Here is a 12,063-nt window from a genome sequence, read left to right on the forward strand (position 1 = left end):
TTGTAGATGAAAAATTGAGTAGCGAAATTACAAGGTTAGCGGGGATTAATCAATAACTATTTACTTAACTGAAATTTTTTTTGGAAATTTCGAAATGGATATTACCTTTGCAATCCCAAACGGGAAATGCCGCGTTGGTCAATCGGCTAAGACGCCTCCCTTTCACGGAGGAATGACGGGTTCGACTCCCGTACGCGGTACGAAATCTTAAACGGGCTGTTCTTTACGAACAGCCCGTTTTGTTTTGGGGTAAGCTTCAAAACCCCAGATTTATCCAATAGCGATCTAGGCTACACTATTAGTTTTTCCTATATTTATTACGTTAACCAGCCAATTTGGCTGCATTTTTAACCCTGACAACTGCTATTTATGAAACCCATTTTAGTTATGACAATTGTCTGTGTATCCTTCTTTTTGAAAACCAATATTACTAATGCACAATCCAATTGTGATGATGTAAAAAAAGAGAACGAATACCTGAAAAAAGCATTGCATATCTCAACCCCCACAAAAACCGTCACCACAGCCAACATAGATTTCAATATCATAAAACTGGAAGGGAATACAAAAGATCAGTCCGTTACACTACACATGACATTTGTAAATCACAATGCAAATGAAGCTATCCAGTATTATGAAATCAGGGCGATCGACGTAGAAGGCAATGAGTATAAGGGGGAAAACCGTTCCATAGGAAGTTCAGGTAGCAGGAATACACTGTACACCGATACACCGGTCAAATCCACTGTTACTTTCCACAAAGTATTGCCATCCGTGAAAATGATGAAGTTGATACATATCGAATTTCTGTATGAAAAACCTTCAAACGTGGAAATTGAATTTAAGGACTTGCCCATCACCTGGAAATAATCTCCGCAAACTCCCGATCACGGTACAAAATCTTAAACGGGCTGTTCTTTACGAGCAGCCCGTTTTGTTTTTTATATCTTCCTCCCCACCCAACTTCTTCACCCTCTTCCAAAATTCCAGCATCTCTTCACATTGTTTGGGTAATTCCAATTCTTTAATTCATCATTCTCTTTCGCAAGCATGGCTTTAAAGGTTAAAATCGATTTGGAAAATCATTATAAGATTAATGATGTCAGTAAGGATTTAAGTTCTTTTACGTTTTCAAGCCAACTCAAAGACATTACTTAATTTTAAGGTTATGAATAAGAAACTAATCCGGGAAATAGCCGCCTTGAAGAAAAAAGCCAAAGAAAATAGTGGCCGGATAGAAAAATTCAAAATTGCCCAGCCGCATACTTCCTCTTTGCATGCAGTGATTAAAACACGCGAGCAGGCAGATACTTTTATGGCAATTTTGAAGAGCCTCTGATTTCTCATTTTTTTCCCTTCAACTCCCACTTCCGTTTCAACGTCTGCAATACTTCCGCATTCCTTTCGCATCGCCTCTCCCAGGCAGAAAGATAAAGGCACGATCCCTCGTGCCCCTATCCCCTGAACCCAGCAGTAAACTCCCTACCGCAACGTCTTCATCAACGCGGAAATGCGCTCCTGTCCGAATCCCGCGCCCTGCGCCTTTCGGAACATCTGCTGCGCGAACCCGGCAAACCCGCCGTCGATTTTGTTCTCGGCCGACAGCCGCACCATCAGCTCGAACGTCCCGGCGCAAATATCGATCGAACTTTGCGGCTCGGCATAGCGCTGCTCCTGGATATCGTCGCCGGTATCCTTGATCATCTGCCCGAGCACCGGCGAAATATCCCGCACCATCTGGCCAAGGTCCGCCACCGACATACCTTCCGACTCCATGATCCCAGCGCCGTTCAAAAATCCGATCATCATCCCGAACATGCTCGACAACGCAGCGAGGTCCCAGGCGGAAGCAGCACCCGGCGCCTCACCCATGTATTTCAGTCCGCCACCGAGGATCCGCAACGCAGGCTCCGCGTGCTTCCAGGCCGCCGAGCTGCCCGACAAAAAGATCGGCGTTTCCGCCGCGCCCATTTGCGAAGGTGTAGCCAGTATAGCGCCATCCAGGTATGCAGCACCCCGCTCCGTGAACGACGCCGCCATGGAACGGGCGTCCTGCGGCGTGCCGGTACTGAGCTGGACAACCGTTTTCCCCTCCAGCGATACACCCGTCAATACCTGTTCCGTTGCAGGATAATCGAGCAGACAAATCAATATGATATCGCTGTCCGCGACCGCGCGATGAATATCCGCGGTAAAAGTAGCGCCGGCTTCCACCAGTTTACCCGCCTTCGCCTCCGAACGGTTCCAAACGGTTACGTGTTTTCCCTGCTCCAGGAGCAAACGCGCCAATACGCTTCCCATAGCGCCTAATCCGATCATTAATATCTTTTCTTTCATCTTGTTTTCTTTTTAAATGTTGAATATGGCTGGATCGCAAGAAAGGCAGCGCCGCGGGTCCGCCAGCCCTTCTTCGCTTTCACAACACAAAGAAACGGCAAGCGGAAACGGCTGACAATACGGGAAAGAATAGTCAGGTAGGGATAATTTTATCCCTGTCCGCCGAAACCCTTAATTTCGGGGATGTAAAACCCAGGCGATATGTATGAGAAAAAGATCCCGAAAGATTTCAGTTGCGGCATGGCCGTTTTGATGGAAATTATCGGAGGAAAGTGGAAATCTTATTTATTGTTTCTCATCAGCAATGGCATCCGGCGGCCGAGTGAGCTGCACCGGCAGATCCCGACTGCAACGGCACGGGTGTTGAATCTGCAATTAAAGGAGCTGGAGTTTCATGGCATTATCCAAAAGGAGATTTACCCGGAACTTCCACCGCGCTCGGAATATTCGCTCACAGCCCTGGGACAGTCGCTCATGCCCGTCATTAACGCCATGGACGCCTGGGGAAGCGGGCATGTCGGGGAGTTCCGGCTATTGATGGAGCGCAAAAGCGGATCGTTATTTCCATCCGGGGAGTAACAAACGCCGAATGCACTTTCTTCACAACTTTATCTTCAACCCCAATTCCCGCTTCATCGTCAACAATGCTTCCGCATTCCCTTTCGCATCGTCTACCGGGTGATGCGTGTGCTTCGTCTGGCGAAGGTGCTTGAAGTTTTTGAACATATCTTTCTCCATGCCCTTATACAAACTTCCGAGGTTTTGCGAACTGTGGCCAAAGGGATTGGAACCGGTAAAATGGTGAAAATACCAGCAGACGAACATCCAGTCGAAACCGTTATTGTCGCTGATGAAAACGGGCCTGTCCTTACAGTTCGCCCTCAACCAATCCGCGAAGGATTCCATGACGGCCCTCGGATCATCGAATCCAAGGGTTTCTTCCCGGGTATGGCCGGAAACCGCCAATGCTTCGGGATTGTACTTTTCTGAAACCGGCCTTAACCTGCCGTAAAACGTGGTGTCGAGCCATTCGTTCACCAACACCGCCCCGAAAGAAATCATGGAAAAGTCGCCAGGTATAGGGCCGTCGGTTTCCACATCAACCATGATGTATGCCATGTGATCAGTTTATCATGGAAGATATATTTTTTATCGCCCAGGGAATTTCAAGGCTATTCCCCGCCATAACCAGCATAAAAAAAACGCCCGGACCTCTCAGCCCGGGCGCCCCTATCAAGTCCTAAAAATCATCAATCTTTCAAAATCCACATCACCCCGTTGGTATTGTCGCCACCGGGAAACTGACGCTTCACAGCATCGTCCATATTCGTGTTGTTGTAGGTCAGCTCGTTGGACGGGTACAGCCAGCGCACGGGAAACGCAGTGCTGGGCGTGTTCAGGTTGGAGTTGGCATTGAGCTTGAAGACCGGGTACCCCGTTCTCCGGTTCTCGAACCAGGCATTGTAATTCGCGCCCTGCAGGAACCCGGCGATGTATTTCTGCGTGATGATCTGTTGGAGCTGCTGCGCCGTAGACCCGGTGAGCGCGTTGGTTGTGATATAATTCTGGATATATCCGGCGTCGATTTTCATGTTGTGGTGATAGTCGATGTTATCGGGCGTGTAATCTGCCGTAAACCGCATCGCCTCGCCGATACCCGCAGCGTAATACGTTTGGGCGGGCGAATTGGCGATCCATCCGCGGAGCGCGGCTTCCGCCAATACGAACTGCTGGTCCCAATACCCGAACACGCTCACCGGCTCCGCATTCACCAACTGCACATAGCGGTTGTTCAGGTCGGCGTAGTCTTTAGACACACGCTTGTCTTGCAGCACCGGGAAAGGATCGGACGGCTCCGCTCCGGGATAGGCGTCCCATTCGGAAGGGAGCTTCCCTGCGGCGATCTGCACGGGCGAAGGTTTCGCGAAATAGAAAAGACGGCGGTCGCCGAGGGCTTTCAGCGGATCGAGGAAAGTGGACGTGAGCATCGTGTAGTTCGATTTCACGAAAGAGTTCCCCGAACCGGCCGGCACGTCTGACCAGGGATAGTTCTGCCCCTGCGTATTGTTGTAAGCCAGCGCGAAGTTGTCGTTGTAATTGCGCATCAGCGGACGGTTGTTCACGATGTCCTGGAAACGCTGGATTACCTTGAGGTCCGTATCCGCCGTTTTGCGATACAGTTGCATGAGCACATGCAATTCAAATCCGTTCACCACCCGGCGCCAGTTGTCGACCTTACCGTTGAAGATAGGATCGCCGTCGAAGTTGGAACCGCGGGACAGCAGCGCGTTGGCACTGTCAAGCTCGCGGAGGATGCCCAGGAAAACGGTTTTCTGGTTGTCGTACTTCGGTTGTACCACACCGTCGGATTCTCCTTTAATGGCGTCGGTATACGGAATATCGCCTACCTGCATGGTGGTTTGGTAAAACTGCCAGGCGCGGATGAACGCCGCAAGGCCGGAATACGAATTCCGCTGTGCGTCGTCCAGCGCAGCAGCCACCATGGGCGACACGTTGCGCAATACCGCCAGCCGCTCGAAGCTGGCCCGGTTGAGGCGGTTGAACTGGAAGTTTTCCTGGTTCTCGCCCCAGGTGATGTATTTGCCCAGCATATAAGGCTGCATAAATCCCTTGGTAGAGGCAATAGTACTGCGCGTAACGCTGAGGAGCATGCTGGTGGCCAGCATACCGGAGTTTACCTTGTCGGTCTTATCCGGGTTGGTGTTGATCTTTTCGAAGTTGGAACAGCCCGCCAGAACGGTTGCTCCCAGTATGATCGTATAAAGTTGCTTTTGTTTCATGTGTCGATGTTTTGATGGATGAATGACCCGATCAGAAATTTACCCGCAGGTTCATGCCCAGCATCCGCGCCGAAGGCGAATTCAGGTTTTCCGTGTCAACGTCCGGATCGGAGAAGCGGAATTTGGTGAACAGGAACAGGTTCTGCGCGGTTACCGCTACGGAAGCGTTGCGGATACCGTAACGGTGCAGGAACCCGGAAGGAAGGCGGTAACCCAGCGACATCTCCCGCACTTTCACGAAAGATTTCTTCTGTACGCCATAATCGCCGGCCCTGAATTTCTGGGTGTAGTCCTGGTAGGAAACGGCCACGTCGTTCGGCGCATATTTACGCGTATCGGTGAGGATGTTGCCATAGTTGTCGTACGTCACATCGCCCGACACTACTTTCACGCCCTGGCCCACGTAGTTCGTTTTGTTGTTCACCACTTCATCGTACCGCCAGTTATTATCCGTATCGGGATGGGTGCCGGTATCGAACATCTTGTCGTTCACGTAATTGTACATCACGCCTCCGATACGCCCGTCCACATTCAAGCCCACCGTAAAATCGCCGATGCGGAAGGTGTTGATGAGGCCGAAGCTGAACTTGGGATCGGTGTACCCGTAATTCATGTCATAATCGCTCAGCACGGGCATCCCGCTATTGTGGATCACGTTGCCCTGCGGATCGCGGAGCCAGTAATTGTCGAGATAAACGTCTTTCCGTTTACCAGCGGCAGCCCAGGGGTTCTTCGGAGAATAGATACTATCCAGCGAGGCATAATACCTGTGATTCACCGTATAGTTGATGGTGGATTGCCATTCGAAATTCGCTCTTTTGATCACGCTGCCGGAAACGGTGATCTCGAATCCTTTGCGCAGTTCGTTTTCGTTGAAGTTGATGATGGTGGAAGTGAACCCGGAAGATTGCGGGATCTGGGGATTGAATTTCCGGTTATAAAACAGTTTGTTGAAAAAGGCGATGTCCACATTCAGGCGGTTGCGCCAAAAATAGGCGGCGGTACCGATTTCCCAGGTCCGGATGGAAGTCGGCAGCACGCTGAGCGGCAGCAGATTGCTGGGATAATTGGCCGAGTTCAGATTGTTCCAGGCCTGCGGCGTGGTGGAATACAACCGGTTGATCTCGTAAACGTCCGCGGGCGTTTTATAGTTCGCCCAAGATCCGCGGATTTTCCACATATCCGTGAACTTCGGCATGTTGAACAGTTCAGACAGCACTACGCTCGAGCCGATGGAAGGATAAAAATAATCGCGGTGCTCCTTCGGTTGCGCCGAGTTCCAGTCGTTACGCCCTGTTGCTTCCACGAACACGGCATTCTTCCAGCCGAACGCTGCCCGGCCGTACAAGCTGTTTACCTGGCGCGCGCCATGCATCTGCGTAATCGCCGCCGGGCCTACCGATCCTGCGATGGAAAAATAGCGGGGAGACGACAGCCCGTTGCGCGTTGCGGCGGAAACGGTATCGTTCGTATAATAATAGATCGTTCCGCCGGCCATGAGGTCGATCGTGAAATCTTTCACTTTCTTTTTATAGGAAAGCATGATATCGTCGTTCATGCTCCAGCCTTTCGAGGCGATGTTGCGGTAATACCCTTTCGCATCCCAGCCACCGCGGGTGGAGAAAATGTTGGCGGTGGGGTTCTGATAAGTTTCTTCGTTGCTGTAGTTATCAAATCCGATCCGCACCAGCAGGTTCAGGTCTGGCGTGAAGCGGTAATTGGCAGTCAGGCTGGCGTTGACGGTATTCTGTTGGATACCGTTGAGTTTTTCGTTGGCGATGAGGTAAGGGTTATCGTACCAGTTGGTGTACATCCAGTTCTGGGTTTTATTGGGCACTTTCCAGTAATCCTTGTACTGGCGGATGTCATATTCCGGGCCGGTCCACATGGTGAGCTGGTAAATATATCCCTGGTTGCCGTATCCCGAGCCCCAGACCTGCGGCGCCATCCTTTTGCTGATGCCGGTATGCGCCTCGAGGGTAAATTTATCGGTCGCTTTCAGTTCGCCTCCCATGGTGAAGTTGAACATGTTCGCGCGGGCGTTGGGGAATTGTCCTTTATTATATATATGATTGAGCGATGCCCGGAAGCTGCCGTTCTGCCCGCTTTGCGACACGCTGATATTATTATTGGTCACAACGCCCGTTTCCATGAAGTTTTGCAGGTTGTTTTTCCCGATGGAGCGGAGCGGACGGTTGTCTTCGAACTGTTTGGTTTCGGGGTTCCAGTCTGTGGCGGTGTTGCCGATATCGAGCTTGGGGCCCCAAACGTAGTCGTTATCGATTTGTCCGTTTTGACCGCGGCCGTAGGAGCCCTGCACTTTCGGGATGGCAAGGAATCCGGTTTGCAGCATGGTGTTGCTGTTGACGGAAACGGAGAGCCCTCCGCCGGAGGCTTTCTTCGTGGTAATGAGGATCACACCGCCAGACGCGCGCGAGCCGTAGAGCGAAGAAGCCGTGGGCCCCTTCAGCACGTCGATGCTTTCGATATCGTCAGACGGTACGTCGCGGAGGGTGAGGTTGCCGTACGGCACGCCGTCTACCACCAGCAGGGCGCCTTCGCCCCGCAGTTCGATCGTCGGTTTGGCGAAAAATTCGGTGGAGTTTTTCACGACAAGGCCAGACACCTGGCCGGTCAGTGAAGTGGCCATATCCACGCCTTTCACCGTCTGCAAGGCTTCACCTTTTACTTTTTGCACGGCGTAGCCGAGGGCTTTTTCCGAGCGCCGGATCCCCAGGGCCGTTACCACCAGCTGGTCCAGCGCGATGGCAGACACATGCAGTGTGATGCGGACGTTCTCTTCCGCACCCACGGTATATTCCTGCGGATTATACCCCACGAGTGAAAACACGAGCACATCGCCGGCTTTGAGGCCGGCTAAAGTGAACGCGCCGTTGCCGTCGGTGATCGTTCCGCGGGAAGCGCCTTTCAACCTTACCACCACACCCGGCATGGGCGCGCCGGTGGAGTCGGCCACGGAGCCGCGGAGGGTGATTTCCTGCGCGGTGAGGCTGCCGGATTGGGTAACAGCGCTTTGGGCGGGCGTTTCGGCCCGTACCACGTACAGTTTGCCGCCGATCTTCCGGCAAACGAGGCCCAGCGGGGCGATGTAGCGGTTCAGCTCGGCTTCGATGTTGTCTTTGCGGAACCCGGTTTTATCGGGCGAAGCGATTTTCTTTCCCTTAAGTAAAGTGGCGTTGTAGTTGAACCTGACATCGAACCGGTGTTCCATGTCGTTCATAACGGAAATGAGCGAAACCTGTTCCGGGGTGGCTGTTTCGCGCCCCGGTTGCGCGCTCGTGACGGGGAGATTGCATAGCAATAGTGCAACCATGATCAGCCCGGAGCTGATGGTTTTGATTCTGTTCATAGCGAGGATGTGTTAGTTTTGGCTGAAACGCTATTGTTTGTTCACATGTAGTCGTCTGTTCCCGATACTGATTTTGATAGAGAATGTTTGTTCCAGCGTAAGGATCGATTGCTGCAGGTCGCTGGTAGACAGGTAGCCGGTAAAGACGAGATTTTCCGTCTCCGGCCCGTCGAACGTAACGGCATAACCGAATTGTGCCTGCAGGAAGCCCATCACTTCTTTGAGCGGGCGTTCGCGGAAAGGTAACAGTTCGTTTTTCCAGGACGTGTGCATGAGCGTGTCCGCCTGTTGGGTAGATACCTGATGCGCTTTTGCGTCGTACACCGCCATTTCGCCCGGTTGCAGGATCACTGCTTTCCCGCCGTCTCCCACCTTCACCTTACCCGTATTGAGCACCACTTCCGTGGCCTGTTCACCGGATTTTACGTTGAAGGAAGTGCCCAGCACGGTGATATCCAGCTGCTGGCGGGTGTGGACGATAAAGGGTTTGGACGCATGGCCGGCGATGGTGAAGAACGCCTCCCCTTCCAGCCAGGCCTCGCGGTTGGCGCCGCCGCGGAACGTGAGGCGGGCGTTGCGGTTGAGGCTGACTTCGGAGCCGTCTTCGAGCCGGATGACCTGTACCGATCGCGCATTGTTGACATAGAGCTGGCTGTCGGCGGACCGGTCCCACAGCAGCCAGGTACTTAATCCAACAACGGGCAGCAATACTGCAGCGGCTTTCCACCACCCGATCCTGCGGACGCGCGCCGGCGCGGCGGGGCTGGCTTCAGACAGGATGCGCATCCTGATCTGTTCTCCGGCATCCTCCGGCATTCGCGGCCAGTTTCCGGTCAGCGGGAGCTCATCGGCCAGCGGCAGGGCTTCCGGGAGGGGCGATCCCTCCAGGTAATCCAGCAGCTCCTTCCGCTCATCGGGCGTGGAGGTGCCATCCGCCAGTTTGACGAACAATTGCCTGATCCTTTGCTGTTTGTCCTCCATCACAAGTAATACGATCGAAAAATGGGGAAAGACGATCCCCGTCGAAAAAAATTTTAACCCTGCTGCGCGGCGTATACCGCGGCGAGCAACATGGCGATGTCCGCATTCCGTAAAAGGTAAACCCGGACGAAACGGGACGCCTTCACGAGCTGATCGCGGACGGTGTTGATGGAAATGCCCAGCCTGTCGGCGATCTCCTTGTTACTGTACCCGTCTACCTTGCTCATGGTGTAAATCAGCTGGCGCTGGGCAGGTAGCCGGGATACGGCATTGTGTTTGAGCGTTTCGAGCTGTTTGGAATACAGCAGATGATCGGAGGAAGCCGTCCCTTCTTCGAACGCGTGCATGAAATATTGCCGGAATGCCTGCTGATGCACGGCTTTCTTCAGATAGTCGAGCACATAGTTCCGGGCGGAACGGAAGAGATAGGACTTAATGGAACGGGCGGGGTCCAGGGCTTCGGCGCGCAGCCAAAGATGCATGAACACCTCCTGCACAGCATCCAGCGCCACGTCCTGCGAACCGCAGAGTTTCAGAACGTAACCATATAGTTGGTGGCGGTACCGGTCGTACAGCACATTAAAAGCAGCGGCATCACCCAACCGAACCTGGCCGCACAACGCTTCATCTGTTGCTTCCAACATCGCGAATTAGATTTGATACAAAATAAGAAAAACTTTAACAGACTAAAATCGTCTTTCCGCCGGCCGGTCATTATTTTTTCATAATCCACTGAAAACAAATCAATTACCGAAGAAACAACTGCCGGTGGTTTTCATTTATCCTTTTGATTATCAGTATTATATATACCTTTCGATTGTGGGCCCGCAATCATCGTTTCCTTGGGGAAACTACTGTTGGTTGTCGAAAAACAACGGATAGTGGCGGTTTCACAACCAAATGTGGTGGCTTTAATTTGATCCGGAAAAGGGAAGGGATCAATTTTGTGGCGTCACTAAAAACCGACATCGTTATGCTAAATTCCAGAACCATCGGCAACAAAATCGCCGAAGCCCGCAAGAAACTGAATATCTCCCAGGCCCAGCTGGCGCAATCCCTGTTTATCAGTTCGCAGGCAGTGGGGAAATGGGAGCGTGGAGAATCCATGCCGGATATCGTTACGTTCAACCGCCTCGCGGAAATATTGCAGGTAGACCTGAACTACTTTTCGGATGGCTTCCCTTCCACCGAAAAATCGGAAACGATCTTCACGGCCTTCCCGCCCGCGGCGCAAACGGCGGCGCCACCAGATAAAAAACCGGTCTGGGACATGTCTGGCGGCAGTTGGGTGGACGCGGATTTCTCCGGGCTGAAAAACCTCCACGAAAAATTCAGCGGCTCCAATCTCCAACGCTGCAAATTCATCGGCTCAGACATGCAAGGCCTGCTGCTGAAAGGCAATATGATCGAGGGGTGTGATTTTTCGGGGTCGGACATGAACGGCAGCCAGCTCGAAAAATCGTACGTCACCCACGATAAATTTACCGACTGCTCCCTCCGCAACGCCAAATTCACCTGGAGTCACTTCAAGGACTGTGATTTTACCGGTTCCGACCTGTCTCGCGCGGAATTCGAACACAGCAGCGTACACAAAAGCAGTCTGGCGGGCGCTATTGTACAGGGTACGGTTTTCCGCGAATCGGATTTTTCGGAAGTGATTTTCGAAGGAACGGTGGAAGACGGGTATTTCGACAATTGTGCGTTTTCCAAAGTTACTTTTCAGAACACACGGCTGATCAACACCTTTTTCAAATGCAGCACCCGGAGCCTGAAGCACCTGAAATTCGTCAATTGCCAGGCCGACCGGCTGACGATGGAAATGCTGAAAAGCGGGAAGGCGGATGTGAGCGGGATTACGTTGATACCCTCTTAAACACAGCACCCGCAAGCCTTTGGGCCGCTCTTCCACGGGCAGCCCTTTTGGCGTTGGGAATTATTCCTTCGCCGCCATCTCCCCGCGGTGCAAATGCCTGGACAGCACCTCCTGCGCCCGGGCGGGCTTCCCGGCCTTGAGCCAGCGCACGATTTCGCGGTGCTCGCGGTCGGTTTCTTCGTAATCGTCCATTTGTGAAGCCTGTGGCCCGCGCTTCAGGTGGAACAGCGGAATGTTGCTGAGCTCGTACAACAACCTGAGCTTCGAGTTGCGGGAAATGCCGATGAGCGTTTCGTGGAAACGGATATCCGCCTCACAGGCGCCCGACCAATACCCATTGGCCACCATGGCGCTGAAATCTTCACAAAGCACTTCCAGGCTGGCGATGTCTTCGGCCGTAAGCCGGCTCCCCGCGAGGCGGAGGGCGCCGATCTCCAGCAGTTCCCGCACTTCACGGACTTCCCGCAACCGGTCTTCCGTCATCGATTTCACGAAATATCCACCCCTGGCGCCCTTCTCCAGCAAACCCTCGCCCAGCAAACGGTTCAGCGCCTCGCGTACCGATACGCGGCTCACCTCCGCCCGCGCCGCCCAATCATCTTCCTTGAGCCGCGATCCGGGGATCACCTGGTTCGCGAGGATTTTGCTTCGCAGCACTTCATATACTTTCCCCGATTGAGATTCGGCTTTCATACTTTTGG

At 52.8% G+C, this 12,063-nt stretch carries 11 protein-coding genes and 1 tRNA gene; 5 read left to right on the forward strand and 7 right to left on the reverse strand.

Translation table 11 applies throughout. The features are described 5' to 3' along the window. Positions 1–128 precede the first annotated feature (128 nt). From WJU22_RS00815 to WJU22_RS00825, 3 genes are all read left to right on the forward strand, one after another. A tRNA-Glu gene (locus WJU22_RS00815) sits at positions 129–200 on the forward strand. A gap of 169 nt (positions 201–369) precedes the next feature. Then, positions 370–870, forward strand: a complete 501-nt coding sequence (locus WJU22_RS00820) for a hypothetical protein (RefSeq protein ID WP_341841408.1) — start codon at positions 370–372, stop codon at positions 868–870. Positions 871–1,168: 298 nt separating this feature from the next. Then, the gene (locus WJU22_RS00825; protein ID WP_341841409.1) at positions 1,169–1,339 is read left to right on the forward strand and encodes a hypothetical protein; all 171 of its coding nucleotides are present in this window, start codon (positions 1,169–1,171) and stop codon (positions 1,337–1,339) included. A gap of 143 nt (positions 1,340–1,482) precedes the next feature. Here WJU22_RS00825 and WJU22_RS00830 read toward each other — a convergent pair whose 3' ends face one another. Continuing rightward, a complete protein-coding gene (locus WJU22_RS00830) occupies positions 1,483–2,337 on the reverse strand; it encodes an NAD(P)-dependent oxidoreductase (protein ID WP_341841410.1) in 855 nt (284 codons plus the stop codon). Positions 2,338–2,538: 201 nt separating this feature from the next. Between WJU22_RS00830 and WJU22_RS00835 the strand changes: the two genes are divergently transcribed. After that, a complete protein-coding gene (locus WJU22_RS00835; RefSeq protein ID WP_341841411.1) occupies positions 2,539–2,916 on the forward strand; it encodes a helix-turn-helix domain-containing protein in 378 nt (125 codons plus the stop codon). A gap of 21 nt (positions 2,917–2,937) precedes the next feature. Here the strand turns inward: WJU22_RS00835 and WJU22_RS00840 are convergent, their stop codons facing one another. The 5 genes from WJU22_RS00840 to WJU22_RS00860 form a co-directional block, all read right to left on the reverse strand. Then, positions 2,938–3,456 (reverse strand): 3'-5' exoribonuclease domain-containing protein, encoded by a 519-nt coding sequence (locus tag WJU22_RS00840; RefSeq protein ID WP_341841412.1) that lies wholly within the window; start codon positions 3,454–3,456, stop codon positions 2,938–2,940. A gap of 131 nt (positions 3,457–3,587) precedes the next feature. Further along, positions 3,588–5,138: a SusD/RagB family nutrient-binding outer membrane lipoprotein gene (locus WJU22_RS00845; RefSeq protein WP_341841413.1), complete on the reverse strand. Its 1,551-nt coding sequence runs from the start codon at positions 5,136–5,138 to the stop codon at positions 3,588–3,590. A gap of 31 nt (positions 5,139–5,169) precedes the next feature. Then, on the reverse strand, positions 5,170–8,508 hold the full coding sequence (locus tag WJU22_RS00850; RefSeq protein WP_341841414.1) for a SusC/RagA family TonB-linked outer membrane protein: 3,339 nt from the start codon (positions 8,506–8,508) through the stop codon (positions 5,170–5,172). A gap of 30 nt (positions 8,509–8,538) precedes the next feature. Beyond that, positions 8,539–9,489, reverse strand: a complete 951-nt coding sequence (locus WJU22_RS00855) for a FecR family protein (protein WP_341841415.1) — start codon at positions 9,487–9,489, stop codon at positions 8,539–8,541. Positions 9,490–9,542: 53 nt separating this feature from the next. Continuing rightward, positions 9,543–10,133 (reverse strand): RNA polymerase sigma-70 factor, encoded by a 591-nt coding sequence (locus tag WJU22_RS00860; protein ID WP_341841416.1) that lies wholly within the window; start codon positions 10,131–10,133, stop codon positions 9,543–9,545. 329 nt (positions 10,134–10,462) lie between these two features. Between WJU22_RS00860 and WJU22_RS00865 the strand changes: the two genes are divergently transcribed. Then, positions 10,463–11,362 (forward strand): pentapeptide repeat-containing protein, encoded by a 900-nt coding sequence (locus tag WJU22_RS00865; RefSeq protein WP_341841417.1) that lies wholly within the window; start codon positions 10,463–10,465, stop codon positions 11,360–11,362. A gap of 60 nt (positions 11,363–11,422) precedes the next feature. Here WJU22_RS00865 and WJU22_RS00870 read toward each other — a convergent pair whose 3' ends face one another. Next, positions 11,423–12,055 (reverse strand): GntR family transcriptional regulator, encoded by a 633-nt coding sequence (locus WJU22_RS00870; RefSeq protein WP_341841418.1) that lies wholly within the window; start codon positions 12,053–12,055, stop codon positions 11,423–11,425. Positions 12,056–12,063: the final 8 nt, after the last annotated feature.

This window comes from Chitinophaga caseinilytica, from assembly GCF_038396765.1.
In the GTDB taxonomy this organism is placed as follows: domain Bacteria; phylum Bacteroidota; class Bacteroidia; order Chitinophagales; family Chitinophagaceae; genus Chitinophaga; species Chitinophaga caseinilytica.

What these genes read in the sequence shown, in the direction of transcription:
- WJU22_RS00820 (WP_341841408.1), top strand. Translation starts at nt 370, where the DNA reads ATGAAACCCATTTTAGTTATGACAATTGTCTGTGTATCCTTCTTTTTG.
- WJU22_RS00825 (WP_341841409.1), top strand. Translation starts at nt 1,169, where the DNA reads ATGAATAAGAAACTAATCCGGGAAATAGCCGCCTTGAAGAAAAAAGCC.
- WJU22_RS00830 (WP_341841410.1), bottom strand. Translation starts at nt 2,337, where the DNA reads ATGAAAGAAAAGATATTAATGATCGGATTAGGCGCTATGGGAAGCGTA.
- WJU22_RS00835 (WP_341841411.1), top strand. Translation starts at nt 2,539, where the DNA reads ATGTATGAGAAAAAGATCCCGAAAGATTTCAGTTGCGGCATGGCCGTT.
- WJU22_RS00840 (WP_341841412.1), bottom strand. Translation starts at nt 3,456, where the DNA reads ATGGCATACATCATGGTTGATGTGGAAACCGACGGCCCTATACCTGGC.
- WJU22_RS00845 (WP_341841413.1), bottom strand. Translation starts at nt 5,138, where the DNA reads ATGAAACAAAAGCAACTTTATACGATCATACTGGGAGCAACCGTTCTG.
- WJU22_RS00850 (WP_341841414.1), bottom strand. Translation starts at nt 8,508, where the DNA reads ATGAACAGAATCAAAACCATCAGCTCCGGGCTGATCATGGTTGCACTA.
- WJU22_RS00855 (WP_341841415.1), bottom strand. Translation starts at nt 9,489, where the DNA reads ATGGAGGACAAACAGCAAAGGATCAGGCAATTGTTCGTCAAACTGGCG.
- WJU22_RS00860 (WP_341841416.1), bottom strand. Translation starts at nt 10,133, where the DNA reads ATGTTGGAAGCAACAGATGAAGCGTTGTGCGGCCAGGTTCGGTTGGGT.
- WJU22_RS00865 (WP_341841417.1), top strand. Translation starts at nt 10,463, where the DNA reads ATGCTAAATTCCAGAACCATCGGCAACAAAATCGCCGAAGCCCGCAAG.
- WJU22_RS00870 (WP_341841418.1), bottom strand. Translation starts at nt 12,055, where the DNA reads ATGAAAGCCGAATCTCAATCGGGGAAAGTATATGAAGTGCTGCGAAGC.